Here is a 25351-nt window from a genome sequence, read left to right on the forward strand (position 1 = left end):
GCAGGGCGCTGCTTTCCAGGACCTTTCAGGCGCCTTGCCAGCCGCTGATTTCTCCTCGACCACTTTCTCTCAGACCACTTCGACGCGCCCTTCGCCTGCCACCATCTGGCCGATCACGCGAGCGTCGCCGAAACCGTCGGCGTGAAAAAGCGCGAGGACGTCGTCCACACTATCCGGCGAACAGGAAACCAGCAGGCCGCCCGAGGTTTGCGGGTCGGTGAGCAAGGTGCGCGCGCTCGCCGGTAACGTCGCCGGCAACGTGATGTCTTTACCGTAGGCGTTCCAGTTGCGACCGGACGCACCCGTGAAAACGCCCGCGTCAGCAAATTCGACGACGCCCGGCAGCCACGGCAGATCGGCGTAACGCACACGTGCGGTCAGATTCGAGCCGCGCGCCAGTTCCAGCGTATGGCCGAGCAGCCCAAAGCCGGTGATGTCCGTGAGCGCATGTACGCCGTCGAGCGCGGCGAGTTCGGCGCCTGGCCGGTTGAGCTTGGTCGTCGCGCCGATCATCGCGGCGTAGCCGCTTGCGTCGAGCCGGTCTTTCTTCAGCGCGGCCGAAAGCACGCCGACGCCGAGCGGTTTGCCGAGAATCAGCACGTCGCCGGCCTGCGCGCCCGCGTTGCGCTTCACCCGCCGCGGATCGACCACGCCAATCGCGACGAGACCGTAGATCGGCTCCACTGAGTCGATCGAATGCCCGCCCGCGAGCGGAATGCCTGCGTCGGCGCACACCGACTCGCCGCCTTTGAGCACCGCCGCAATCACGTCGTGCGGCAACACGTTGATCGGCATGCCGACGATGGCGAGTGCCATCAGCGGTTTGCCGCCCATTGCATAGACGTCGGAGAGTGCGTTGGTCGCGGCAATGCGGCCGAAGTCGAACGGATCGTCGACGATCGGCATGAAGAAATCCGTGGTCGCGACAATGGCCTGCTCGTCGTTGAGCTTGTAGACGGCGGCGTCGTCGGCAGTATCGTTGCCGACCAGCAGGTCGGGGAAGAACGGCAGCGGCGCGCTACGCTTGAGCAGATCTGCGAGCAGGCCGGGGGCGATCTTGCAGCCGCAGCCGCCGCCGTGCGACAGGCTGGTCAGGCGGGGCGAGGAGCTGGCTTGAGCTTGAGTGTCGATCATCGTGGCGCGAATCTGTGGCTTCGAATGATCGCATTATGAGGGTTGTGGACTCGTTGCGCTGCGGATTGGCCGCGAGCCGGGCCGCCAGCCGGGCCGCGGGCTGTGGGCTTCGGGCAGCGCCGCGTCGCATCGTGCCCGGCGCAGGATTCAACGCAGGATGTCGGTCGCTTTGTGATTCCCGTCCACGCCGTCGACGAGAATCACCGGTCCGCGAGCATGCTGCATGCGCAACGGCAGGATGCGCCGATACGCGTCCGACGCATACCAGGCGCGCGCTGCCGCGAGATCGGGAAACGCAATTGCGATCAGGTCGCCGTGCCACTCGCCTTCGACGATTTCCGGTCGTGCACCGTGCACGATGAAATGGCCGCCGAACGGCGCGAGCGTGGCGTCGATACGTTCAAGGTATTCGACGATTTCGGCGCACATATCAACCTCGTGCAAATGGGCAATCGCATACGCAGTCATGGTCACTCCTTTACGCATGGAGAAATTCGAACTTGCATGCTGCGTATGATTGCCTTCGTCCGGCCGTGTGTCGATTACCTCGCAGGTAATGGAATCGCCATACGCGGATTAAACCAGCCAGCCCTTGATCGCCTCGATCATCGCCGATGTCGAAATGCCATAGCGGTCGTGCAGCGTCGGCAATGCCCCGGCAGCGAGGAACGCATCGGGCAGCGCGACCTGTTTGAACGCACACGACACACCGGCGCGCATCAGTTCGGCTGCAACCGCTTCACCGAGCCCGCCAATCGTCGTATGGTTCTCCGCCACCACGACGAGCCTGCCGGAACGCTTCGCTTCTCGCAGAATCGTCTGCGTGTCGAGCGGCTTGATGGTCGGCACGTGCAGCACGCCCACGCCGATGTGCTCGCGTTCCAGCGCCTTCGCGACTTCCAGTGCACGCATGGTCATGATGCCCGACGAGATGACGAGCACTTCGGCACCGTCGCGCAGCATCTTTGCCTTGCCGAGTTCGAACGTGTAGTCGTATTCGTCGAGCATGGCAGGCACATTGCCGCGCAATAGGCGTGCATATACAGGGCCGTTGTGCGCGGCAATCGCGGGCACCATCTGTTCGATATCGAGCGCATCGCACGGATCGATGACGGTCATGTTCGGCATTGCGCGCATCAGCGCGAGGTCTTCAGCGGCCTGGTGGCTTGGGCCGTAACCCGTCGTCAGACCCGGCAATGCGCAGACTATCTTCACGTCGAGATTGTCTTCCGCGATGGCCTGGTGCATGAAGTCATACGCACGGCGCGTCGCGAACACCGCATAGGTCGTGACGAACGGCTGCGCGCCTTCGTGCGCGAGACCCGCCGCCGCACCCATCAGCAATTGTTCGGCCATGCCCATCTGGTAATAGCGCTCGGGAAACTCCTTCGCGAAGATGTGCAGGTCTGTGTACTTGCCGAGGTCGGCGGTCATGCCGACAACATTCGTCTTCTGTCGAGCCAGTTCGACGAGCGCGTGACCGAACGGCGCCGAGCGCGTGAGCTGGCCTTCACCGGCAATGGACGCGATCATCGCCGAAGTCTTCAGGCGCGGTTTGCTCGTGGTTGCGTTGCTGATGCTTGTCATGCTTGTCTCCCTGCTTCCAGTGCTTCGAGCGCCAATTGCCATTCGTGCGCATCGACGCGGATAAAGTGGTTCTTTTCGCGTTCTTCGAGGAACGGCACTCCGCAACCCATGCGCGTATCCGCGACAATCATGCGCGGCTGCGTGCCGGAATGCTTGCGGGCTGCATCGAACGCGGCGGCCACGGCACCGATATCGTTGCCGTCCACGCGTTGCGTGAACCAGCCGAACGCTTCGAGCTTTTCGACTAGCGGTTCGAACGCCATGATCTGCGTCGACGGTCCGTCGGCCTGCTGGTTGTTCACGTCTACCACTGCAATCAGGTTGTCGAGCTTCCAGTGGCTCGCGGACATGATGCCTTCCCAAATCGCGCCTTCATCGAGTTCGCCGTCGGAGAACAGCGTATACACGAACGACTTCGAGCCCTTGCGTTTGAGTCCGAGGCACCGGCCGACCGCGATCGTCAGGCCGTGTCCGAGCGAGCCGCCGGACATCTCCATGCCGGGCGTGTAGCTCGCCATGCCGGACATGGGCAGACGGCTGTCGTCGCTGCCGTAGGTCTCCAGTTCTTCGGCGGGCAGAATGCCGGCTTCGAGCAGCGCCGCGTACAACGCGATCGCGTAGTGTCCGTTGGAGAGCAGAAAGCGGTCGCGTTCTTCCCACTCGGGATCTTCCGGGCGATAGCGCATTGCGCCGAAGTACGCGACGGCCAGCACGTCGGCAATGTCGAGCGCCTGGCCGATATAGCCCTGGCCCTGCACCTCGCCCATTAACAGCGCGTTTTTTCGGATGCGATAAGCGTGCTCGGCAAGCGATGCCGTCGACGCATCAGTTGGATTGTTCATGTCGTCTCCTGTGATCAGCGGAGTAGTTGAAAAGGGTCAGCGGTTGACGGATTTCGCGGGCACCAGAAAGACGAGGCAGGCGCCAAGCGTGACTGCAACCGAAATGAAGATCAGCCCCGCGGTCGACCGGCCTGTCAGATCGTTGAGCCAGCCCACGATTGCGGGAGAAAAGAAGCCCGCGAGGTTGGCGAAACAGTTCACGGCTGCGATGCCGGCTGCGGCCGACATGCCGCCGAGCAATGCCGTCGGCAGCGACCAGAACTGCGAGGACGACGCGAGGATGCCGGCAGCCGCAATGCTCAAACACACGATCGACGCGGGCACGCTGCTGAGCGTAGGCAGGACCGCAAAGCCCGCTGCCGCGATCAGCATCGGAATGGCCAGGTGAAGCCTGCGTTCACGGCGGCGGTCCGCGCTCATGCCGATCAGCGGCAACGCGATGATCGCGCACAGATACGGAATCGCGGTGAACACGCCCACCCACAGCGGATCGGCGACACCTGATTTACGGATGATCGTCGGCAGCCAGAAAGTCAGCCCGTACTGGCCGAGTACCACGCAGAAATAGATCGCGGCCATCAGCCACAAGCGGCGGTCGCCGATGAACGAGCGGATCGAAACGTGAGCGGTGGTGTGCGCGTTATCGCCGGCGACATTGCGTGCAAGCAGATTCTTTTCCGACTCGGTGAGCCATTTCGCCTTGGCAATGCCGTCGTCGAGATAAAGAAGAATCGCGACGCCGAGCACGAGCGACGGCAGCGCTTCGAGCATGAACAGCCACTTCCAGCCGGCCATGTCCATTGCGCCGTGAAGCGAATGCATGATCCAGCCCGACACCGGACCGCCGACTATGCCCGCAAGCGGAATCGCCATAAAAAAGAGCGAAAGCGCCTTGGCCCGGCGCGCAGCGGGAAACCAGTACGTCAGATAAAGAATCACACCGGGCGCGAAGCCCGCTTCCGCAACGCCGAGCAGAAAGCGCAATACATAGAACGCGGTGGGCGACTTCACGAAAACAAAGGATGCCGAAATTACCGCCCACGTCAGCATGATTCGCGCGAGCCACTTGCGCGCACCGACACGATGGAGCACAAGATTGCTCGGCACCTCGAACAGGAAGTAACCGAGAAAGAAGATACCCGCGCCCATGCCGTAGACGGTTTCGCTGAAACGCAGATCATTGAGCATCTGTAGTTTGGCAAAGCCGACGTTGACGCGGTCCAGATATGCGCCCAGATAGCACAGCATGAGAAACGGAATCAGCCTGCGGCTTACTTTGGCATAGGTGCGCGACTCGAAGCTCGTCGAGTCCGCGTGTGTCAACAGATCGCCGTCGATGGGCGAAGCACTGTACTTCGATTTCATGTTTGTCTCCTTCCATGAGCCCCGGGTTCGCCCGGGTGCCGCGAACACCACGCCGCCTCGCAGGCGGGCGGCTGTCGTCAATGAATCAGCATGCCGCCGTTCACGTCGAGCGTGATGCCCGTCAGATACGTCGAGAGGTCGCTCACGAGAAAGAGGCACGCGTTCGCGACATCGGCGGCGTCGCCTAAACGGCCGAGCGGAATGCCTTTGATGATGTCCACGCGCATCTCGGCGGTGAGCTTGTCGCCGGTGATGTCGGTCTGGATCAGACCCGGCGTGATCGAGTTGACGCGAATGCTGTCGGGACCGAATTCGCGGGCCATCGCACGCGCAAGACCGAGCACACCGGCTTTCGCCGCGCTGTAATGCGGGCCGCCGAAAATGCCGCCGCCGCGTTGCGCCGACACCGACGACATGCACACGATGCTGCCGTGCTTCTGTTCCTTCATCGCCGGCAATACGGCTTGCGACATGTAGAGCGTGCCGCGCAGATTCACATCGACGATCGCGTCGAAGCCGTCGGCGGTGATATCCATCGTGCGTACCGGCTGTGTGATGCCTGCGTTATTGACGAGGCCGTCGATGCGGCCATAGCGTTCGAGCGTCGCCGTTGCGGCTTTCACGCACGCGGCTTTGTCGGTGACGTCGCAGCCGAGGCCGAGGTGTGCCGCGCCGAGGTCGGCGGCGGCTGCTTTGGCGTCTTCCTCGCGCAGATCGAGAATCACGACGCGCGCGCCCTGTGCTGCCAGTGCTTGGGCAGTCGCTTTGCCGATTCCACGCGGGGAAGCCGCGCCCGTGACGATAACCACCTTGTTCTCGAGCAGCATCACTTGTCTCCTGAATGTTGATGTGATGGCGCAAGTGTCCGGCACGCCGCGCGTCGCATCAACGCGGTCCGGCTCAACTATGCTTGAGAAATTTTCAGGTGTCCGTCTGGGAGAGCGGGGCGCTTGCTGCGCCACGGTTTGCGGGCCGCGAACCTATCCACGAACGAGGAAGATGCTGGAATACCCTGGTGTCGATCTGCCGGCGACTTCTAGGCCGCGCGCGCTCTATGACCGATCTCCCGCTCGATCCACGCGATGAATCGCGCGACGCGCGGCAACTCCGCATTTTGTGGCGGATATACGAGATGATGCGCGCCGACCTCGACTGCATGCGAGTGATCGAACACCGGCACGAGCGCGCCTTCCTTGATCCGCACCGACGCAAGCATCAGACTTTCGAGCGCGATGCCGAGCCCGAGCGCCGCGGTTTCGAGCGACATGTACGAACGGTCGAAAGAGAAATCGAAGGTCTTGTGTGCGGCGGACACCCCGGTGCGCCCGAACCATTGCTTCCACTGAACGAGCGGTGTCTCCGAGTAGATCAGGCGATGCGCGAGCAGATCTTCCGGCGTCTTCACCGGGTGGTTCTGCAAATATGCCGGCGATGCGAGCGGCGCGATGAACTCGTTGCGCAGCGTCCGCACTTCGAGATCGCGCCAGTTCGCGTAACCGTGACGTATGTCGATGTCGTAATAGCCGCTTGTGAACGACACGTCTTCGTATGAGCAGGCCAGGTTTAATTGAATGTCCCCATTCGCTTCCTGAAACGACGCGAGCCGCGGCAGCAGCCACATGAGCCCGAAGCTTGGGCTCGAATGCACACGCAGAATCTCGACTTCTCTACGGCTCGATGCGCGCTCGGTCGCGCGGCTCAGATCCGCGAGAGAACCCGTCACGTCCGACAGATAGCGCTCGCCTGTCGGCGTGAGCACGAGGCCCCGGCCGGAGCGATAGAACAGTGCCTGGCCGATGATCGACTCGAGATTGCTGATCTGATGGCTCACCGCGGAAGCGGTCAACCCAAGCTCCTCCGACGCACGATTGACGCTCCCGGTTCGGGCCACGCTCTCGAAAGCGATGATGGCTTTGACGGGTGGTATGCGCATGGCGAAGTCTTCTGAGTGTCGGTTATGAAGCGTTGCCGATGCTCGCATTGCAAAGGCGAGCGCAACAGTGCGGTAAGCCATGAAAGCAGCCTGGCTGCGGCGCAGCAACTGCGCACACGCAGCCGTGATTATCCGTCAAAGCTGGACAACTGCTTCGCCGGTACGCGCTTTGCTGGCTTTTTTTCGGGTCGATGCAGACGACGAAGCAGGCCCGCGATTGCTGGTGGCAACGGCATGGAGGCGTGGCATGGGATGTGGCGCGAAGGGTGTCATGACGCTCGGGCAGGAAACAGATATTGCCGGCGAGGAAATGCTCAACATGCAGCACCTGGAGGCGAGCCCGGACGGCCGGTTCGTTTTGCTGGTCGAAACGGAGCGCTCGGAATGGGGCGTTCAGCAGCTCACCACTTACCGGATATCCGCCCAGCGTCTGATCGAGTTGATGAGGGCAGAAGGCGAGCGCATGGACGGCTAGCGTTCGCCCCGCATTGCGGCGCAGGCGTCGAGCAACTCGCGCTCAGTTCAGCGTATGCGCCGGGGTGCGCCGGCCGTGGCGCGCCAGCGTATCGCGATAAATGCCGGGTATCTGAGCCAGCCGGGCAGGCGTGCCTTCCTGAACGACGCGGCCCCGGTTCATCACGATGATGCGGTCGAATGACTGCAACGTCGATAGCCGATGCGCAATCGCAATCACCGTGCGATTTTTCATCAGGCGTTCGAGCGCGGCTTGAATGACGATTTCCGAAGCGGTGTCCAGCGCGGAGGTCGCCTCGTCGAGCAGAAGTATTGGCGAGTCCTTCAGGATCGCGCGGGCAATCGCGATGCGCTGACGTTGCCCGCCGGAGAGCTTCGTGCCGCGGTCGCCCGCTATCGTGTTCAAACCGTCCGGCAATGCCGCAATGAAATCCATGCAGCTCGCGTCTTCGCAGGCGCGCTTCACATCGGCTTCGCTTGCATCGGGACAGCCATAGCGGATGTTCTCGAGTAGTGAGCGATGAAGCAGCGTCACGTCCTGCGGCACCACCGAAATCGCCGCTTGCAGGCTTTCCAGCGTCACTTGCGAAATGTCCTGACCGGAAATGCGCACGCATCCGGCGGCCGGCTCGTAGAAGTGCTGAAGCAACGCGAGCACAGTCGATTTTCCCGCGCCGGACGGCCCGACCAGTCCCACGCGTTCGCCCGCTTCGATATGCAGCGTGAGCTCGCTCAATACGGGTCTGCGGCCCGGATAAGCGAAGGAGACCTTGTCGAAATCGACCGTCGCTTCACGCACCGTCAGCGGTATCGCCTTCGGTGCTTCGGGCATCGAATAAGGCGTGAGCAAGGTTTGCGATGCTTCGGCGAGACGCGCCACGTGCTGCGTCAAGTCGACGAATGCCACCGCAACGTCACGCGAACCATGCAGGATCGCAAAGCCCAACGAGCCGACGAGAACCACGTCGCCGGTGGTCGCTCTACCTTGCGTCCATAGCCAGATGGTCCAGCCGAGCACGCCGGCCGACAGCAACGCGGTGGCCAGCGCATGCAGCAGGCGCAGCTTCTCCAGGTACAACAGGCTGCGCTTGCGTGCCACGGCCTCGGCGTGCAGATGGCCGTCGAAACGCCGCAGCTCCGCATTTACTGCGCAGAACCCGCGCACGAGTCCCATGTTGCCGATCACGTCGACGAGTTCGCCGTCCACCGCAGCGGCCTGGCTCGCGAAGGCCTCATGCCGCGAGGTGCCCTTGCGCGCGAGCCAGAACAGACACGCGGTGAGCAGCGCGGCGATGGCGACGAGCGCGACGCTCATCGGAAGGCTCACGGTTGCGACCATGACAATCGCGCCGATCACCGTGAGCGTCGGCGGCAACGCGGTCCATGCAACCGTGTTTTCGATCACATACACCGCGTTGGCCGTGGCCGACACACGGCTCGACAGGACGCCCGGCTGTTTATCCGCGAAAAAAGACGGCGCGTGTCCGAGCAGATAGTCGAACATGTCCTGGCGAATGTCGCCCGTCACGCGCACGAACGCACGCGCGGCAACCCAGCCCGCGACGCGCCACATCAAATTGTCCGCGAGAATGAGGCCGACCAGCACGGCAAACGCGTATCCGAGCGCCTCGGGATGCGAGTGTCCGCGCGGGAGCGCATCGATCAGATTGCGGATGCCGTATTGCGACGCGAGCGCGAAACCGACCGCGGCCACGACGCTACCGAGCACGACGGCGTGAGCCACTTTATGGCGCCCGACGTAGCGCCAGATGAGCCGCAGCGGCCGACCCGCATAGCGGGACAGAACGCGCGAGCGCCGCCGCCCGCGCACGCGGCTCGCGCGGCCCCGATCGCTCTCGTCGACGAGTTGCATGGTGCCCTTCCCGAATTTGCGCGCCGGCAGGCGACAAGGTTTGCTTCCGGGGAAGGAGGCGTTCCATGTGACCGGCGAAGAGATTACGCAAGGGTCGTGCCTTGCGCGGCAACTCCGGAACCCTGTATTGCAGCGGGTCAGGTTTCGTTGGCGCCGTCTGTGCCCGGCGCGTCGAACTGAACGACGTGCTCCGCCAATGAGCCGTTCCTTCGCTCGATGTAGACGGTGCCGCGATGCGTCACATGCCAGCCGTCGCGCGGCGCGATCATGGGCAGGTTTCCGCCGGCGCGGCTGTCGATGCCGCCGAGGCCCGTCGCGGGCGCGGGGACGTTGTTTTCCAGCGTCGCGTTCGACGAGATCACGTTGTCGTGCCATGAGGAAAGTCCTCGCTTCGCTTCGAGGCTCTTGCCGTCGGTGTCGACCGTGTTGTCGGTCGAGGCCGTGTTGGCTGCATCGACCGAGACGGTGCGGCTGCTTGCTCGCTGCACCGGGTCAGGGGAATCGACGGTGAGGTTGTTCGTGCGTCCTGTCGGCTCCGCTGCGCCAGCATTGGGCGAGCTGCCGAACTCCTTCGCTTGAGTGCGAGCGTCCGGAGAGGCCGTGCCGGTGGCCGGTGTATGCGCCGGACTCTTTGCGGCCATTTCATTCTGCTGATTTTGCGAGGGATTCTGTTCTGCGTTCTGCATGTCGCTACTCCTGCCGTTAGGGACTCGACGGTAGGCGGCGCGCAACGCCGGCCGCTATTTCCGTTTCGCGGAGTCCGCTGAAAATCTTCACGCGAAAGCATCGCGTGAAAGGGTTACATGAAGCGTTGAAAAAAGTGACCGGCGCCCGATTCGCGGAGGACTTGCGTCGTCGCGATGGCGGGCACCCTGCTTCACGCTCGCAGCGAACGTTCCCGGCAGGCGGGTTCGCGGCGAGCGGTGGGTTCGCGCAAGTGGTTAGTTGGCGAGGCTCGGCGCGGTGACGGCGCCGTAATAGGTCGCGGCGCGTGAGCCTCCGCTAGCCGACGGCGCCTTGTAGCGGCATGGACATGCGCGGAAAGGCCGCGACGGGAATTTCATCATCTGGCCGAATTGGCTGCAGTCGCCGAAAGCTCAGTGATCGACGATACGCGGACGCTGTTCGGAAGCGTTCAGCCAACACGCGAGCCGGGCCAGCGCAAGCGTCACCATCCGGTCATATACCTCACTCACTATTACCGGCGGCCATTGCTCGGCCAACGCCTGCGCGCTGGCCATGTCTCCTCATGCTTGAACATCCATGCCGGCAAGTACCTGGATGAAGTCCGGCGCCGGACACGTCTACAACAAGCGTCCATACAAAGGAAGACATCGTGTCTCGTTCAACACTGATTGCTGTCACGGCGATCGCCTCGTCGCTCATGTTCGCGACGGCGGCGCATGCCGCGGTCGATCTCATCGCGGTCGGCCAGCTTGGGGGCCTGACCGGCGATCTGTCGAAGGAAACGGCGGCGCCGCTCGAAAACGGCGTAGCGGGCAATCTGCTCGGTGGGCTCGGTTCAGGCATTGCGTACGCGGGATGCCATACGTTCGTCGCCGTACCCGACCGCGGCCCGAATGCCGTGTCGTATAACGCGGCCATCGACGATACCGCGTCGTACATCAATCGCTTCCAGACCTTGCGCCTGCATCTGGAACTGAGCGCCGCCGGCGCCACGCTGCCGTATTCGCTGACGCCGAAGCTGATCGCTACGACGTTGCTGCATACCTCGGACAAACTCGTCTATGGAACGGGCGCGGCCGCAGGTGTGCCCGACGGCGCGCCCGCGCTCAACGTCCGCCATCGCACGCATTACTTCACGGGCCGTTCCGACAATTTCGATCCCACGCGTCTCTCGACCAACGACCGCGACGGGCGTTTCGATCCCGAGAGCGTGCGCGTGAGCAACGACGGAGATAGCGTATTCATCTCGGACGAGTACGGTCCCTATGTCTATCGTTTCGATCGGCGCACCGGCCTGCGCATCGACACGTACAAGCTCCCGGATATGTTTGCAGTGTCTGCGCTCAGCCCGATCGGCAACAATGAAATCGCGCAGAACACGGCGGGCCGCGTCGCGAACAAGGGCATGGAAGGTCTTGCAATTTCGCCTGACGGCAAGACGCTTTTCGGCGCGATGCAAAGCCCGCTGATCCAGGACGGCGGCACGGATGGCGCCTACACGCGCATCGTGAAGATCGACGTTCGCACCGGCAAGACCATGCAGTTCGCGTATCCACTCACGAACATCGGCACGACGGCGAAGCCGAAATATCCGACCATCAGCGACGTGGTCGCGGTCAACGATCACGAGTTGCTGGTGGACGAGCGCGACGGCAAAGGTCTCGGCGACAATTCGACCGCTGCTTTCAAGAGGGTTTTCCACATCGACCTGGCAGGCGCGCAGGACGTGAGCAGCGCGAGTGGCCAGGCCGGCCTCGCACCGTATGCCGTGCAGAAAGCACTCTTTCTCGATGTGGTCGCGCAACTGAGCGCGCATGGCTATAGCCCGAACGACATTCCGGCGAAGCTCGAGGGCCTCGCATTCGGCCCGGATGTCGTGGTTGGCGGCGTGAAAAAGCACACGCTCTTTGTCGCCAACGACAACGACTTCATCGGCACGGTCACCGACACGAATCATCCCGCCGGTATCGCGAATCCGAACCGGTTCTTCGTGTTTGCGTGGGACGCGAGCGAGTTGCCGGCATACGTCGCGCAAAAGCTCGTTGGCGTTGGCCGAGGCAAAGGGCGTGGTCACGATGAGCACGTGTGCGCACCCGATCACGACGACGATCATTGACGCATCCATTCTGGAATCACGACGGCGCGATTCGTTCGCGCTTCACACTCCGTAGCGCGTCCGCCAACGCGGGCGCGCTACGCGTCGATGCTAAAGCGCACTCATCGATAACGTTATCTGAATCGCTTGATTCCCATGCCTCTCGCCGCTCGGTACGCTGATGCATCAACCGAACGCGAGGGTCTATGGCTGTTTCTGCTCCGACATCTTTTTCAACGCGACGGCGCATGCTGAAGCTGCTGGGCGCCGTGCCCGTGCTTGCCGCGACCGGCACTCTTCATTCGCAGCGCGCAAGAGCCGGCGATCTCGCATCGACCACGCTCGTGCTCGGCGACCAGGCAGCTGGCACACGTGCGCTCGTCGAGGCTGCCAAAGTGCTCGACGGCGCGCCTTACGCTTTTCGCTGGGCCAATTTTCAGGGCGCGGCGCCGCTATTCGAAGCGCAACGCGCGGGCGCGGTCGATCTCGCGCCGGCAGGCGATTTGCCGGTACTCGCGGCGGCGGTCGGCGATCCGACGCTGAGGATCGTTGCAACTCGCGTCGGCTCGGGTGCGCAACTCGGCATTCTGGTCGCGCCGAATTCGACGATACGCACGGTTGCCGAGTTGAAAGGGCGCACGGTGTTCGTCTCATCGGCACGCGGCAGCATTTCGCAATTCCAGTTGTATGGTGCGCTCGCCGAAGCGGGCTTATCGAAGGAAGACGTGACGGTGCGATTTATTTTGCCGGTCGATGCATTCGCAGCGTTCGCGTCAGGCTCAATCGAAGTCTGGGCGACATTCGATCCTTACTACGGCATTGCGGTGCAACGCGGCGCCCGCATTTTGCGCGACGGCACGGGCATCAACAGCGGGCTCGGCTTTATCACTGCATCGAGTGCCTCGCTCGCGGACGCGGGCAAACGCGCGGCCATCGCGGACGTGCTCTTGAGACTGCAACGTGCAGGAGACTGGGCGTTGGCAAACCCCGATGCATATGCACAGATCTATGCAACGCTGACCCGCTCTCCGCTCGATGCCGCGAAAACGATTACGCGGCGCGCGTCGCTCAAACAGCATTTCGTCAACGACACGGACATTGCCACGCTTCAGAAAGTGGCCGACAGTGCGAACCGCGACGCGATTTTGCCGCGCCGCGTTGATGTTCGCGCGATCTCCGACACGCATATCGCTCGACTGGCGAGCGGCTAACGCGTCACGGCGGCAAGGGCACATCCTCGATCAGCCCGGCTTTCACTGCGCGAATCCTGCGATCGACAAAATATCCGCCGCCTTCGGTGTAGTGCAGATAGAGACGTCCGCATAGCGCGCATTCCCACACTGAACAGCGGTTGTATGGAAAGTAGCGCGGCGCAATGGGTGCGTCGGCCGACCAATAGGTCGTTTTGCCGGGCAGGTACTCGCTGAAAGTCGGCTCGGCATAGTCTTCCGGCAACAGCGTGCCGATTTCCCTGAACTGCGTTTCGTCGAGAGAAAGCGGTTGCGATTGCCAGCCGTCGAGCGGCGTTTTCGTGCACGTGCATGGCGCGGTGGTGCGCGCCTCTGCGGCACGCGCGAATTCAAGAAGCGTTGCAGCGTTCAGATATTAGAGCCCTAAGATTCATAGCGATTCTGTTTGACGTCGGTACGCGCAGGATAACCTACACTGTGGCTTTTGATCCGCGAAAAAGAGGAGAGCATTCAATGCGACTGACCGACTTCGACACGCTCACATTCGATTGCTACGGCACGCTGATCGACTGGGAAACCGGCATCTTCGAAGGCTTGCGGCCGCTTCTCGAACGCGTCGGGCCAACGCTCACGCGCGATCAGGTACTCGAAGCACACGCGCGGCACGAATCGTCGCAGCAGAAGTACACGCCTTACCGGCGCTATCAGGAGTTGTTGCCAATCGTCTATAAGCGCCTCGCTGAAGAATGGCGCGTGCCGTACACGCTCGCAGAATGCGCAGCTTATGGCCGGTCAATTCAGAACTGGCCGGCATTCGACGATTCGGCCGCCGCTTTGCAGTACCTGAAACAGCACTACAAGCTGGTTATTCTTTCGAATGTGGACAACGAGAGTTTCAGCTATAGCAATGCAAAGCTGCACGTCGAATTCGACGCGATATTTACCGCTGAAGATATCGGCTCATACAAACCCTCGCCGCGAAATTTCGAGTACATGCTGGAGAAGCTGGGTGAACGCGGCTTCGCCAGGGAAAAGATTCTGCACACGGCAGAAAGTCTCTTTCACGATCACAAGCCGGCGAATGAATTCGGACTTACGTCGTGCTGGATCTATCGCCGGCACGCCAAAAAAGGCTTTGGCGCGACAATGGACCCGGGCTCCCAGCCGAAGATCGACTTTCGCTTTAACAGCATGGCCGAACTGGTGGAAGCCCATCGCAACGCTTTAGCGTAACGCGAGCATGATGGCTTATTGATCGAAGCCGCCCTGGCACAGGTATTTGATCGACAGATAATCGTCGAGCCCATACTTCGAGCCTTCGCGGCCGTAGCCCGATTCCTTCACGCCTCCAAACGGCGCAGCTTCACTCGACACCGCACCTTCGTTGATACCGATCACGCCTGCTTCCAGTTGAGCGGCGACACGGTCGATACGCTGCACATTCTGCGTATAGAAGTAAGCGGCGAGGCCGAACGGCGTATCGTTAGCGAGACGCAGTGCTTCCGCTTCGTCCTTGAAGCGGAACAGCGGCGCGACCGGTCCAAAGGTTTCTTCGCAGCACACGAGCATGCCGTCCTGCGCGTCGGTCAGCACGGTCGGCGCATAGTAGTTCGGGCCCAGTTCCGTTAGACGTTTGCCGCCGGTCAACACGTTGGCCCCTTGTTTTACTGCGTCTTCCACGTGACGCGCGATCTTGTCGATCGCGCGTTCGTTGATCATCGGGCCGATCTGCGCGCTCGTGTCCGTTGCGGGTGCAACCTTTAACGCAGCCACGCGTTTCGCGAGCAGATCGGCGAAACGCTCGTAGACACCGGCTTGCACATACACACGATTCGGACATACGCAGGTTTGTCCGCCGTTGCGGAACTTGGCCGCGATCAGACCGGTGACGGCGGCGTCGAGGTCGGCGTCGTCGAATACGATGAAGGGCGCATTGCCGCCTAATTCCAGAGAGAGTTTTTTCAATGTGGCGGCCGACTCGCGCGCGAGATGCTTGCCGACCGGCGTCGAACCGGTGAACGTGATCTTGCGGACGCGCGCATCGGCGAGCCAGTCGGCCACCGCTTCAATGCCTTGCTCGCGCGAAGCCGACAGCATGTTCAGCACGCCGTCGGGCACGCCTGCTTCCTGTGCGAGAGCGGCGAGTGCAAGCGCGGTGAGCGGCGTGTCTTCGGCGGGCTTGGCGACTACCGTGCAACCGGCTGCGAGTGCCGGTGCAATCTTGCGGGCGATCATCGCGAGCGGGAAATTCCAGGGTGTGATCGCGGCCACAATGCCGATGGCTTCCTTTACCGCGCTCATGCGCTTGCCGCGTTGCTGCTGCGGAATGATGTCGCCGTAGATGCGCGTTGCTTCGTCCGCGAACCACGCGACGTACGATGCGCCGTATGCGACTTCGCCGCGGCTTTCCGCGAGCGGCTTGCCTTGTTCCGTCGACATCAGCTTTGCGAGGTCTTCGGTGTTTGCGACGATCAGCGCGTGCCACCGGCGCAGAATTTCGGCACGCTCGCGCGGCAGCCTGGCGCGCCATGCAGGCAGCGCGCGGGCCGCGGCGTCGGTGGCGGCGCGTGCGTCTGCGGCACCGCTGTTCGCCACCTCGACGATCGTTTCGCCGGTCGCCGGATTGGTGACGGGAAAGCGTGCGCCGTTCGCGGCGGCCATCCATTCGCCGCCGATGAAATTGAGCGGGCGGATCAGTTCATTGCGCGTCAATGCGAGAGACATTGCGTGGCTCCTTGGTTTGCCCTTTGACTGGGTCAGGCGTGCGGTTCGCGTAAGAGTGCGCAGCGGCATGCAGTGCCGCGCGGCACTCGTTCAATAAGCCGATGCTACGCGTGTCCCACAGTCAATGAATCGCCTCAAAAAGCGGCTCGCGATGTGCGCATCGCTTTTTTCGGCCGCCTACAGCATATTCTGCTGAATGCATTGCGAAGTCAGCGCCTGCGGCATGGCCCTGTCGACGCACGCACGACGAGTTGCGGCGGCGGCCCGAGCACCATCGACGGTTGCCGCTCTGGCGTGTGGACGAGGCGGATCAGACTCTCGATCGACAACTCGGCGATTTGCGCGGTCTGAATTGCGACAGTGGTTAGCGCCGGGTGCACCTGATGCGCGAGTTGAATATCGGTGATGCCGATAACCGAGACGTCGTCGGGCACCGCTCGCCCCAGCGTGATCAAGGCTTGGGCCGCGCCGATCGCGAGCAGGTCGTTCGTTGCGAAGATCGCGGTAACGAATGGCCGCACCGCCATGAGTTGCATGCACGCGGCGTAGCCGGCGTCGATCGAGTCGCGAATCTGCAATACCGCGGCCGTATCCGCTTCCACTCCGGCGGCGCGCATCGTCGCGCGAAAACCATTGGAGCGCGCGTCCTGCAAACCGCCGCAACCGTCGCCGATCAAAAGGCCCACTTCGCGATGGCCCAGTTCGAGCAGATGCTGCGCGGCAAGCTCGCCCGCGCGCGCAAAATCCACGGCGATGCAGGGCAGCGCGGGCGGCGTCTCAGGGTGTTCCCACATGGCCAGCAGAATCGGCGCGCTATGCATGGCCGACGCGCACAGGTCGTTGATTGCGATGTCCGTGTTCATCACGAGCACACCGTCGGCCAACGTACCCGCGATCTGGTTCAGATACGCGCGGCCGATCTCGGCGTCGTCGTCGGTATTGCAGACCATCAGGAAATGGCCGGCTTTACGCGCGGCGCGTTCGGCGGCTAGCACGAACTCGGGGTAGAACGGGTTCGATATGTTCGACAGCATCAAAGCCAATGTCGACGACCGGCCCTCGGCCAACGCGCGCGCGTTCAGGTTCGGCCGGTAGCCAAGATCCGCGATGGCCTTCAGCACGCGTTCGGCCGTTTCAGGGCGTACTTTCTCGCGGTTGCGCAGCACGTTCGAGACCGTGGCTGCCGTGACGTGGGCGCGCTTTGCAACTTCGGACAATGTGACCATTTAGTTTTTATCCCAAATTCAGGGAGCGCGCTTCAAATGTTGCAAGCAGCGCGCGACGTTGCTAACTTGCTGAAAACACACCGGAGACACTCATCATGACTTTTCCCCTCGACCCCGAATTTAAGCGATTAAATGCCTGCTGCACAAGGGGCGGCCGTTTGTTTTTCCGTGAAATTTAAGCGGTTAAATCCGGAGGAGGCAAGATGGCGGCCATTCGTCTTACAAACGTGGAGAAGTCTTACGGCGACCACCCGCCGGTGATCCGACGCGTCAATCTCGAAGTCGCGCAGCACGAGTTCTGCGTATTTCTGGGACCGTCGGGATGCGGCAAGTCGACATTGCTGCGCATGATCGCCGGCCTCGAAGATCTGACCGCCGGCGAATTGCATATCGGCGGACGCCTTGTGAACGACGTGCCCGCGGCGGCGCGCGGTGTGGCGATGGTCTTTCAGAGCTACGCGCTGTTTCCGCACATGACGGTGTTCGAAAACATGGCCTTCGGTTTGAAGCTCGCGAAGCAGCCGAAGAACGTAATAGACGGCAAGGTCCGTGAAGCCGCGCGCATTTTGCAACTGGACAGTCTGCTCGACCGCTATCCGAAAGCGCTGTCTGGCGGCCAGCGTCAGCGCGTGGCGATTGGCCGGGCGATTGTGCGCGAGCCGGGTGTGTTTCTCTTCGACGAACCGCTGTCGAATCTCGACGCTGCGTTGCGCGGCCAGACACGCGTTGAAATCGCGCGTCTGCATCAGCGCTTTGCCGACGCGAGCGTGGTCTATGTCACGCACGATCAGGTCGAAGCAATGACGCTTGCGGACAGGATCGTCCTGCTGCATGCGGGCGCCGACGCCGAGCGCTTCGGCAGCATCGCGCAAAGCGGCGCGCCGCTCGAGTTGTATCACCATCCGAAGTCGCGCTTCGTGGCGGGCTTCATCGGCTCCCCGCGCATGAACTTTATCGACGCCGTAGTCGATTCAATCGAGCCGGGCAAAGTGTCGGTGACGCTCGCGCAAGGCGGCGAACAGCTGAGCGCTTACGTGGATGGTCAACGCTTGCAACGCGGACAGTCCGTCACGCTTGGCGTGCGTCCCGAGCATGTGCGTCTGAATGGCGACGACCAGTTCATTCAGTGCACGACCGTGTTGTCGGAACGGCTCGGCGAGCACAGCTACATTCACGCGGATCACGCGACGGGACCGCTCGTCGCGAAAGCACCGGGCGATACACCGATTGGCTCGGGCGAGCGCATTCGCATTCACGTACCGCCTCACGCATGTCATCTGTTCGACGCGCAAGGCATCGCGTTGCGCCGTAGCACGTTCGACCCTGAGCGTATTGCCGCATGAATGTGCTTCGATTCAAGCATCACTGCAAGCAGTAGTCGCTTCATCAAGTCGGATTCCGCCATAGAGCGGTTCACAACGTTGGCAGCGAATCGCTGCCAGCCAACAAGGTAGTCAAGGAGACAAAAGATGATTGCTCTTCGCCTTCGCCGTCTTGCGCGCGTATCGATTGCAGCCGCGCTGGTAGCGGGCACGCTCGGCTACGTCATAGCCGACGCCGCCACGCTGACCGTCAACGTGTCCGCGCGCGGCAACCAGCGTTCGACATGGCAGGATGCTTTCGACAAGTTCAAAAAGGCCAATCCCGATGTCGATCTGAAGGTGACTTACATCACCGAGGAAGCGTACAAGGTGCAGATGGGCGGCTGGCTCGCGACCGATCCGCCCGATGTGGTGTCGTGGCACGACGGCGAACGCATGGCGTATTACGCGCAACGCGGCCTGCTCGAAGATCTCACGCCGGACTGGAACAAGAACGGCTGGTCGCAGCAGTACGCGTCGGTCAAGGAAGCGTCGACATATAAGGGCAAGCAGTACGCAGCGCCGCTCGGTTATGACGCGTATGGCTTTTTCTATCGCAAGGATCTGTTCGAGAAGGCGGGCATCAAGAGTGAGCCGAAGACGTGGGATGAGTTTCTCGACGCCTGCAAGAAGTTGAAGGCAAGCGGTGTCGCGCCGATTGCGGTTGCCGCTCGCGATAGCTGGACACTCGCCGCGTGGTTCGACTATCTGGACTTGCGTATCAACGGCAACGAATTCCATCAGAAGCTGATGGCGGGCGAAGTGCCCTACACCGACGCTCGCGTGAAGAAGGTCTACACCGCGTGGAAGAAGCTGATCGACGATCACTACTATATCGACAACGCGCTCTCTTACGATCTGGATTCGATCGCCCCGTTCCTCGTGAACGGCAAGGCTTCGATGATGTTGATGGGGACGTTCTTCTCGGCGAGCATTCCCGCGTCGATCAAACCGCAAACGGGCTTCTTCCGCTTCCCCGTGATCGATGCGAATGTGCCGATGGCCGAAGATGGCCCAGTCAATGTACTGCTGATTCCGGCGAAGGCGAAGAATAAGGCCGACGCTCACAAGCTGCTCGCGTTCATGGAGCAGCCGCAAATCAACGCAGATCTCGCGCGCGGATGGGGACAGTTGCCCTCGAACAGCCAGGCGGCCGAACCTGACGATCCCATTTCGAAGGTCGGCTTCCAGACGCTCGCGAATACCAAGGGCGGCATCGCGCAGTTCTACGATCGCGACATGCAGAAAGAAATGGCCGACGAAGGCATGAAAGCGATGCAGCAGTTCTACAGCGATCCGTCGCAACTCGACGCGATACTCGTCCGCCTCGAAACAACCCGCAAGCGCATCTACAAGAAATAACGTCGCCGCGCCGGCGCAGAGCAGCGCCGGCGCACGCCTTCGACTTTCGACGAGGCCTGATCCATGTCTCATTCTGCAGCGCGCCGCCTTCCCGCGGCCCGGCGTCGTCACGTCTCGACGACGCGCCGTCATCAGCATCGTGCGGCGTTGATGTTCCTGTTGCCGGGTTGTGCGTTGTTCTGTCTGTGCGTGATCTATCCGATCATCAGCAGCATTTCGCTCAGCTTTTATCACTGGGACGGCATGACGCCGAAGACGTTCGCGGGCTTTGATAACTACATCGAGCTATTTCACGCGGACACTTTCTATACGGCACTGAAAAACAATCTGCTGTGGCTCGCGCTGTTCCTGCTGGCCCCGCCGCTCGGTCTGTTGTTCGCGCTCTATCTGAATCAGCACATTCGTGGCATGCGCGTCGTGAAGTCGCTTTTCTTCGCGCCATTCGTGCTGTCCGGTGTCGTGGTCGGTCTTGTGTTCAGCTGGTTTTACGATCCTGGATTCGGTCTCCTGCGATTGATTGTCGGTCACGGCATTCCCGTGCTCGGCGATCCGAAGACCGTGACGTTCGGCATTATCTTCGCCGCGCTGTGGCCGCAGACGCCGTTCTGCATGGTGTTGTATCTCACCGGCCTAACGGGCATCAATCCGGAAGTAGTGGAGGCGGCGCGCATGGAAGGCGCGAAAGGACTGCGTCTTTTGTGGCACGTGATCCTGCCGCAATTGCGGCCCGCCACGTTCATGGCTGTCGTGTTGACGGTGATCGGCGCGCTGCGCAGCTTCGATCTGATTGCGGTGATGAGCGGCGGCGGTCCGTTCGACAGCTCCACCGTGCTTGCCTATTACATGTACGACCAGGCGATCAAGTACTACCGCGAAGGCTATTCCGCGGCAATCGCCGTTGTGCTGTTCGCCATCATGCTGGTCTACATCGTGTTCCATCTGCGCCGCATGCTGCGCGAAGAACGCTGATTACCGGAGTTACGCGTCATGTACCCGCTTCCCGTCGAACGTTGGAAACCACTCAATCGCACGCTCTATAAAGCGTCGTTGCCAATTGCGTTACTGATCTGGCTATTGCCGATGCTCGCGGTGCTCGTTACGTCGATTCGTTCTTCCGACGAGCTTTCGCAAGGCGATTACTGGACCTGGCCCAAGCACTTTGCGTTGATCGAAAACTACGGTACGGCGCTCACGCAAACGCCGATGCTGCATTATTTCACCAACAGCGTGCTGATCACGGTGCCATCGGTACTCGGCGCAATCGTGCTTGCGTCGATGGCCGGCTTTGCGTTGGCCACGTATCGCTTTCCGGGCACTACGGTGATTCTGTTCGGCTTCGTCGCCGGCAACTTCGTGCCGATCCAGATTCTGATGATTCCGGTGCGCGACATGGCGTTGAAGTTCGGACTGTTCAATAGCGTGTGGGCGTTGGTGATTTTTCACGTTTCTTTCCAGACCGGTTTTTGCACGCTCTTTCTGCGCAATTTCATCAAGCAGTTGCCGTTCGAAATGATCGAGGCGGCACGCGTGGAAGGTGCAAGCGAATGGACGATTTATTGGCGCATCGTGTTGCCGCTGATTCGTCCCGCGCTCGCCGCGCTCGGCATTCTGGTGTTTACGTTCGTCTGGAACGACTACTTCTGGGCGCTGTGTCTTACGCAAGGCGATGAGGCCGCACCGATCACTGTCGGCGTCGCTGCGCTCAAGGGGCAGTGGACAACCGCATGGAACCTGGTGGCCGCGGGCTCTGTACTCGCGGCACTGCCCTCAGTACTGATGTTCTTCTCAATGCAAAAACATTTTGTCGCCGGCCTGACCTTTGGTGCAAGCAAGGGCTGAGCGCCTGTTCGACGTCACTCACAACGAGACTCTCATGCAACTTGGTGTTTGCTACTACCCGGAACAATGGCCGCGCGCGATGTGGGCCGACGACGCAAAGCGTATGGTCGAGCTCGGCATCACGCATGTACGTATCGCTGAATTCGCGTGGAGCAGAATGGAACCGCGCGCGGGCGAATTCGTGTGGGAATGGCTCGATGAAGCGATCGCCACGCTTGCGGATGCGGGGCTGAAAATCGTCCTCGGCACGCCGACTGCCTCCCCGCCGAAGTGGTTGATCGACGCTCATCCGGATGTATTACCCATGCGCGCCGACGGCACGCGCTGGAACTTCGGCTCGCGCCGTCATTACGACATTTCGAGCGACACGTACCGGCGTGAGTGCTTGCGCATCGTCACTGCAATGGTCGAGCGTTACGGCCGGCATCAGTCGATCGTCGCGTGGCAAACGGATAACGAACTCGGTTGCCACGAGACGGTGCCGAGCTATTCGCCCGCTGCATTGAAGCGTTTTCACGCGTGGCTGCGGCAGCGCTATGAAACTGTCGAGGCGCTCAACGACGCGTGGGGCAATGTGTTCTGGAGCATGGAGTACGCGTCGTTCGAAGCTATCGAATTGCCGAACCTCACGCCGACCGACGCGAATCCGATTCACCTGCTCGACTTTCGCCGTTTCATGTCGGACGAAGTGGCCAGTTTTCATCGCGAGCAAGTCGAGGTGTTGCGGCGCCATGCGCCTATGGTCGACGTGCTGCACAACTTCATGGGTTTCTTCACCACTTTCGATCATTACCGCTTTGCCGAAGACAATGCGCTCGACGTCGCCGCATGGGACAGCTATCCGATTGCGCGAACCGAATCGATTGCATTGTCCGAAGAACAGAAGGCGCGTTACGCGCGCACCGCGCATCCCGATGTCTCTGCTTTCGATCACGACCGTTACCGCGCGATTGGCCGTGGGCGTTTCTGGGTGATGGAGCAGCAGGCGGGGCCTGTGAACTGGGCGCCGTGGAATCCGGTGCCGGCTAAAGGCATGGTGCGGTTATGGGCATACGAAGCCTTTGCGCACGGCGCCGAACTGGTGTCGTATTTCCGGTGGCGCCAGTGTCCGTATGCGCAAGAGCAGATGCATTCGGGCCTCAATCTGCCGAACAACGAGTTGTCGCCTGGCGGCCTCGAAGTGCAACAGGCGGCGCGTGAGATTGCGTCCGTACCGGAGTTCTCGCGACTCGATGCGCCCGCGCGTGCGGCTACAGCGCTCGTTTTCGACTACGAGACGCAATGGATGTTCGAGATTCAGCGTCATGGAAAAGGCTTCGATTATCAGACGCTCGTATTCGACTACTACGAGTCGCTGCGAGAGCTTGCGTTAGACGTCGATATTGTTTCGAGCAAAGCGGACCTTTCGTCTTATCGGCTGATAGTCGTGCCGAGCCTTGCGGTGATCGACGACGCGCTAATCGCGCAGATCGAGCGCGGCACTGCGCAATGCGTGTTCGGCCCGCGCAGCGGTTCCAAAACCGCTGCATTTGCGATTCCGCTGACTCTGCCGCCCGGCGCGCTGCAACGCTTACTGCCGATGCAGGTGCTCGAAGTGGAAAGCCTGCGTTCGTCGCTCGCGCCGACGGTTTCTGTTGGCGGCACTCACGGTGTCGCGATGCATTGGCGTGAGCATGTGCGGGCTAACGGCGAGACACGCATCGACGCGCAATTCGACGATACGTGGCCCGCGATTCTCACGCATGGACGAGTGCGTTATGTGGCCGGTTGGCTGTCGCATGCATTGCATCGCGAGGTGTTGCAGCACGCGGCGCAGGAGGCCGGCATCGCGACGCAATGGCTGCCGGAGGGCTTGCGCATTCGTCGTCGCGGTAATTTGACGTTCGCGTTCAACTTCGGCGCACAGCTGGTGGACGTTCCGGCGCCGGCCAATGCGACGTTTGTACTCGGCCAGTCGCAACTCGGCACCGGCGACGTTTGCGTGTGGCGAGAAGCGTGAAGCACAGCGCAGCGCAGCAAACCAGTGGTATTCGAAAGCTTCAATCTGAAACCAGGCGAGCCTATCAAAGAGCCGCCATTCGATACACGGAGGATGACAGATGAACAGAAGAGACATGCTGGGATGGCTCGCGTCCGCGGCGGCAGCAGCCGGCGCAAGCTCGATGATCGGAGCGCCGGCAATAGCGGCTGAGATGAAATCGCCGGGACGGGGTGGGCGATTTGCAAAAGGCGCGGACGTTTCCACGTTGCTGGAGCTGGAAGCGAACGGAGCGAGGTTCTACGAGCATGGCACGCAGCACGACTGTCTGAAGCTTCTGAGGAGTCACGGCGTCGACTCGATCCGTATCAAGGTCTGGAACGATCCTGGCAACCCGAACTTTTTCCCCGCCGACCAGAGTCCCGCGGCGGGCTACAACAACGCGGAGCATGTACGCGTGCTGGCGCGTCGTGCGGCCGCGCTCGGTATGCGCATCCTGATCGACTTTCACTACAGCGACTGGTGGGCCGATCCGGGCAAGCAGTACCCACCGCATGCGTGGGCCGGCAAGAGCATTGCGGACACTTGCGCGCTGTTGTCGGAGTACACATCGAACGTGCTCAACATGCTCAAGCGCGACGGTGTTCGTCCCGAGTGGGTGCAAGTGGGCAACGAGATCACTGGCGGCATGTTGTGGCCGCTCGGCAAATACGATCAGTGGGACAACCTCGCGCAATTGCTGAAGGCGGGGCATGACGCGGTCAAATCGGTCGATGAGCGCATCAAGGTCATGCTGCATATCGACAGCGGCGGCAACAACGCAACAAGCCGCTGGTGGTTCGACAGCGCGACACAGCGAGGCGTCAGCTTCGACATGATCGGCCTTTCGTATTACCCGCAATGGCAGGGCGCGCTCGGCGATCTGCAAACCAACGCAAATGATCTTGCGACGCGCTACGACAAGGACGTGATGGTGGTTGAAACGGCGTATCCGTGGACCACTAGCGACGGCGATTCCGAACCCAACTCAATGACCAATACCGGATCAACCACTTTTCCGCAAACGCCTGCGGGCCAGGCGCAATTCCTCGCGGCAGTTGCTGAGGTCGTGAAGGCCATTCCAGACGGTCATGGTAAAGGTGTGTTCTGGTGGGAACCAGAATGGATTCCCACGCCGAATGTCGGGTGGAAAGTCGGCGCGGGTGATCAATGGGACAACAATACGTTGTTCGATTTTCACGGCAACGCGTTGAGTTCTCTGGATACGTTCCGCCAGCTGTAACGCTTGCGATTACAGTTTTCGGTGTATGAATTAACGCTTCGCAAAACAGGCGTTAGCGCGCTAACGCCTGCTCCTTGCGGGCTATCGCGCAATCGGACGTAAACGCCATGCTGGCCTGATCCGGTGTCATGCGGGGCGCGTTCGGCGCATAGATTTTTTCGATGATCGCAGCAAACGTCTGGCGGTCCGCATCGTCGTGATAGTACTTTGCGGCCTGATCGAGCGCTTGCGCTTTGCTCTTTTTGTGCGCGCGCCATGAAGCGACCTGACCGGCAATATCGCCGATAGCAAAGCACTGATCGCTAACCGTTTGTGCCACGGCATGAGCGGCCGGCAGCACGAGGTATCCGGCAAGCAATGCCGATATCACTACGCGTTTCATGACGACGAATCCTGTTT

General features: G+C 61.4%; 24 protein-coding genes. 10 read left to right on the forward strand and 14 right to left on the reverse strand.

From position 1 onward, the window contains the following. Positions 1-69: 69 nt before the first annotated feature. The 7 genes from selD to F759_RS0126910 form a co-directional block, all read right to left on the reverse strand. Positions 70-1134 carry a selenide, water dikinase SelD gene (gene selD / locus F759_RS0126880; protein WP_027802582.1) on the reverse strand — a complete coding sequence of 355 codons (1065 nt, stop codon included), beginning with the start codon at positions 1132-1134 and terminating at the stop codon, positions 70-72. Positions 1135-1281: 147 nt separating this feature from the next. Further along, positions 1282-1602, reverse strand: coding sequence for a DUF1330 domain-containing protein (locus F759_RS0126885; protein ID WP_027802583.1), 321 nt, complete (start codon positions 1600-1602; stop codon positions 1282-1284). Positions 1603-1710: 108 nt separating this feature from the next. Continuing rightward, a complete protein-coding gene (locus tag F759_RS0126890; RefSeq protein WP_036025356.1) occupies positions 1711-2721 on the reverse strand; it encodes a transketolase family protein in 1011 nt (336 codons plus the stop codon). After that, positions 2718-3563 (reverse strand): transketolase, encoded by an 846-nt coding sequence (locus tag F759_RS0126895; RefSeq protein WP_027802585.1) that lies wholly within the window; start codon positions 3561-3563, stop codon positions 2718-2720. Before F759_RS0126895 ends, F759_RS0126890 begins: the two co-directional genes overlap by 4 nt. Before the next feature lie 36 nt (positions 3564-3599). Beyond that, on the reverse strand, positions 3600-4928 hold the full coding sequence (locus tag F759_RS0126900) for an MFS transporter (RefSeq protein ID WP_027802586.1): 1329 nt from the start codon (positions 4926-4928) through the stop codon (positions 3600-3602). 77 nt (positions 4929-5005) lie between these two features. Continuing rightward, positions 5006-5755 (reverse strand): SDR family NAD(P)-dependent oxidoreductase, encoded by a 750-nt coding sequence (locus F759_RS0126905; protein ID WP_027802587.1) that lies wholly within the window; start codon positions 5753-5755, stop codon positions 5006-5008. A gap of 209 nt (positions 5756-5964) precedes the next feature. Beyond that, positions 5965-6861 (reverse strand): LysR substrate-binding domain-containing protein, encoded by an 897-nt coding sequence (locus F759_RS0126910; protein ID WP_027802588.1) that lies wholly within the window; start codon positions 6859-6861, stop codon positions 5965-5967. Positions 6862-6940: 79 nt separating this feature from the next. Between F759_RS0126910 and F759_RS44355 the strand changes: the two genes are divergently transcribed. Further along, positions 6941-7336, forward strand: coding sequence for a hypothetical protein (locus tag F759_RS44355; RefSeq protein ID WP_244438921.1), 396 nt, complete (start codon positions 6941-6943; stop codon positions 7334-7336). A gap of 42 nt (positions 7337-7378) precedes the next feature. Here the strand turns inward: F759_RS44355 and F759_RS0126920 are convergent, their stop codons facing one another. The 3 genes from F759_RS0126920 to F759_RS42905 form a co-directional block, all read right to left on the reverse strand. Next, entirely contained in the window at positions 7379-9208 is a 1830-nt protein-coding gene (locus F759_RS0126920; protein ID WP_027802590.1) for an ABC transporter ATP-binding protein, read from the reverse strand. 137 nt (positions 9209-9345) lie between these two features. Then, positions 9346-9894, reverse strand: coding sequence for a DUF3005 domain-containing protein (locus F759_RS0126925; protein ID WP_027802591.1), 549 nt, complete (start codon positions 9892-9894; stop codon positions 9346-9348). 411 nt (positions 9895-10305) lie between these two features. Then, complete coding sequence (locus F759_RS42905) at positions 10306-10449, reverse strand: hypothetical protein (RefSeq protein WP_154670920.1); 144 nt, start codon at positions 10447-10449, stop codon at positions 10306-10308. Between the two features lie 95 nt (positions 10450-10544). Between F759_RS42905 and F759_RS0126935 the strand changes: the two genes are divergently transcribed. Continuing rightward, positions 10545-12011 (forward strand): esterase-like activity of phytase family protein, encoded by a 1467-nt coding sequence (locus F759_RS0126935; RefSeq protein WP_027802592.1) that lies wholly within the window; start codon positions 10545-10547, stop codon positions 12009-12011. Between the two features lie 227 nt (positions 12012-12238). Then, positions 12239-13201: an ABC transporter substrate-binding protein gene (locus F759_RS0126940; RefSeq protein WP_407668556.1), complete on the forward strand. Its 963-nt coding sequence runs from the start codon at positions 12239-12241 to the stop codon at positions 13199-13201. Between the two features lie 4 nt (positions 13202-13205). Here F759_RS0126940 and F759_RS0126945 read toward each other — a convergent pair whose 3' ends face one another. After that, positions 13206-13592 (reverse strand): hypothetical protein, encoded by a 387-nt coding sequence (locus tag F759_RS0126945; protein ID WP_027802594.1) that lies wholly within the window; start codon positions 13590-13592, stop codon positions 13206-13208. A 101-nt stretch (positions 13593-13693) separates the two neighbouring features. Here F759_RS0126945 and F759_RS0126950 point away from each other — a divergent pair, with 101 nt between their 5' ends. Then, a complete protein-coding gene (locus F759_RS0126950) occupies positions 13694-14413 on the forward strand; it encodes a haloacid dehalogenase type II (RefSeq protein ID WP_027802595.1) in 720 nt (239 codons plus the stop codon). A gap of 15 nt (positions 14414-14428) precedes the next feature. On the opposite strand, the gene F759_RS0126955 is transcribed toward F759_RS0126950, so the two are convergent. Together F759_RS0126955 and F759_RS0126960 are read right to left on the reverse strand one after the other, a co-directional pair. Beyond that, positions 14429-15904: an NAD-dependent succinate-semialdehyde dehydrogenase gene (locus F759_RS0126955; protein WP_027802596.1), complete on the reverse strand. Its 1476-nt coding sequence runs from the start codon at positions 15902-15904 to the stop codon at positions 14429-14431. 209 nt (positions 15905-16113) lie between these two features. Beyond that, on the reverse strand, positions 16114-17130 hold the full coding sequence (locus F759_RS0126960) for a LacI family DNA-binding transcriptional regulator (protein WP_027802597.1): 1017 nt from the start codon (positions 17128-17130) through the stop codon (positions 16114-16116). A gap of 203 nt (positions 17131-17333) precedes the next feature. On the opposite strand from F759_RS0126960, the gene F759_RS0126965 reads away from it, so the two are divergent. The 6 genes from F759_RS0126965 to F759_RS0126990 all read left to right on the forward strand — a co-directional run bounded on the left by F759_RS0126965 (position 17334) and on the right by F759_RS0126990 (position 24952). Then, positions 17334-18473 (forward strand): ABC transporter ATP-binding protein, encoded by a 1140-nt coding sequence (locus F759_RS0126965; protein WP_027802598.1) that lies wholly within the window; start codon positions 17334-17336, stop codon positions 18471-18473. 126 nt (positions 18474-18599) lie between these two features. Continuing rightward, a complete protein-coding gene (locus F759_RS0126970; RefSeq protein WP_027802599.1) occupies positions 18600-19853 on the forward strand; it encodes an ABC transporter substrate-binding protein in 1254 nt (417 codons plus the stop codon). 63 nt (positions 19854-19916) lie between these two features. After that, positions 19917-20822 (forward strand): carbohydrate ABC transporter permease, encoded by a 906-nt coding sequence (locus F759_RS0126975; RefSeq protein WP_027802600.1) that lies wholly within the window; start codon positions 19917-19919, stop codon positions 20820-20822. Between the two features lie 18 nt (positions 20823-20840). Beyond that, positions 20841-21692, forward strand: coding sequence for a carbohydrate ABC transporter permease (locus F759_RS0126980; protein WP_027802601.1), 852 nt, complete (start codon positions 20841-20843; stop codon positions 21690-21692). A 34-nt stretch (positions 21693-21726) separates the two neighbouring features. Beyond that, a complete protein-coding gene (locus F759_RS0126985; RefSeq protein WP_027802602.1) occupies positions 21727-23691 on the forward strand; it encodes a beta-galactosidase in 1965 nt (654 codons plus the stop codon). Positions 23692-23791: 100 nt separating this feature from the next. Beyond that, positions 23792-24952: a glycoside hydrolase family 53 protein gene (locus F759_RS0126990; RefSeq protein ID WP_027802603.1), complete on the forward strand. Its 1161-nt coding sequence runs from the start codon at positions 23792-23794 to the stop codon at positions 24950-24952. Positions 24953-25004: 52 nt separating this feature from the next. Here the strand turns inward: F759_RS0126990 and F759_RS0126995 are convergent, their stop codons facing one another. After that, a complete protein-coding gene (locus F759_RS0126995; RefSeq protein ID WP_027802604.1) occupies positions 25005-25334 on the reverse strand; it encodes a hypothetical protein in 330 nt (109 codons plus the stop codon). Between the last annotated feature and the right edge of the window lie 17 nt (positions 25335-25351).

Origin of the sequence: Paraburkholderia dilworthii, assembly GCF_000472525.1 — a bacterium.
In the GTDB taxonomy this organism is placed as follows: domain Bacteria; phylum Pseudomonadota; class Gammaproteobacteria; order Burkholderiales; family Burkholderiaceae; genus Paraburkholderia; species Paraburkholderia dilworthii.

Coding starts and splice junctions, on each gene's coding strand:
- selD (WP_027802582.1), bottom strand. CDS start 1,134: ATGATCGACACTCAAGCTCAAGCCAGCTCCTCGCCCCGCCTGACCAGC.
- F759_RS0126885 (WP_027802583.1), bottom strand. CDS start 1,602: ATGACTGCGTATGCGATTGCCCATTTGCACGAGGTTGATATGTGCGCC.
- F759_RS0126890 (WP_036025356.1), bottom strand. CDS start 2,721: ATGACAAGCATCAGCAACGCAACCACGAGCAAACCGCGCCTGAAGACT.
- F759_RS0126895 (WP_027802585.1), bottom strand. CDS start 3,563: ATGAACAATCCAACTGATGCGTCGACGGCATCGCTTGCCGAGCACGCT.
- F759_RS0126900 (WP_027802586.1), bottom strand. CDS start 4,928: ATGAAATCGAAGTACAGTGCTTCGCCCATCGACGGCGATCTGTTGACA.
- F759_RS0126905 (WP_027802587.1), bottom strand. CDS start 5,755: ATGCTGCTCGAGAACAAGGTGGTTATCGTCACGGGCGCGGCTTCCCCG.
- F759_RS0126910 (WP_027802588.1), bottom strand. CDS start 6,861: ATGCGCATACCACCCGTCAAAGCCATCATCGCTTTCGAGAGCGTGGCC.
- F759_RS44355 (WP_244438921.1), top strand. CDS start 6,941: ATGAAAGCAGCCTGGCTGCGGCGCAGCAACTGCGCACACGCAGCCGTG.
- F759_RS0126920 (WP_027802590.1), bottom strand. CDS start 9,208: ATGCAACTCGTCGACGAGAGCGATCGGGGCCGCGCGAGCCGCGTGCGC.
- F759_RS0126925 (WP_027802591.1), bottom strand. CDS start 9,894: ATGCAGAACGCAGAACAGAATCCCTCGCAAAATCAGCAGAATGAAATG.
- F759_RS42905 (WP_154670920.1), bottom strand. CDS start 10,449: ATGGCCAGCGCGCAGGCGTTGGCCGAGCAATGGCCGCCGGTAATAGTG.
- F759_RS0126940 (WP_407668556.1), top strand. CDS start 12,239: ATGCTGAAGCTGCTGGGCGCCGTGCCCGTGCTTGCCGCGACCGGCACT.
- F759_RS0126950 (WP_027802595.1), top strand. CDS start 13,694: ATGCGACTGACCGACTTCGACACGCTCACATTCGATTGCTACGGCACG.
- F759_RS0126955 (WP_027802596.1), bottom strand. CDS start 15,904: ATGTCTCTCGCATTGACGCGCAATGAACTGATCCGCCCGCTCAATTTC.
- F759_RS0126960 (WP_027802597.1), bottom strand. CDS start 17,130: ATGGTCACATTGTCCGAAGTTGCAAAGCGCGCCCACGTCACGGCAGCC.
- F759_RS0126965 (WP_027802598.1), top strand. CDS start 17,334: ATGGCGGCCATTCGTCTTACAAACGTGGAGAAGTCTTACGGCGACCAC.
- F759_RS0126970 (WP_027802599.1), top strand. CDS start 18,600: ATGATTGCTCTTCGCCTTCGCCGTCTTGCGCGCGTATCGATTGCAGCC.
- F759_RS0126975 (WP_027802600.1), top strand. CDS start 19,917: ATGTCTCATTCTGCAGCGCGCCGCCTTCCCGCGGCCCGGCGTCGTCAC.
- F759_RS0126980 (WP_027802601.1), top strand. CDS start 20,841: ATGTACCCGCTTCCCGTCGAACGTTGGAAACCACTCAATCGCACGCTC.
- F759_RS0126985 (WP_027802602.1), top strand. CDS start 21,727: ATGCAACTTGGTGTTTGCTACTACCCGGAACAATGGCCGCGCGCGATG.
- F759_RS0126990 (WP_027802603.1), top strand. CDS start 23,792: ATGAACAGAAGAGACATGCTGGGATGGCTCGCGTCCGCGGCGGCAGCA.
- F759_RS0126995 (WP_027802604.1), bottom strand. CDS start 25,334: ATGAAACGCGTAGTGATATCGGCATTGCTTGCCGGATACCTCGTGCTG.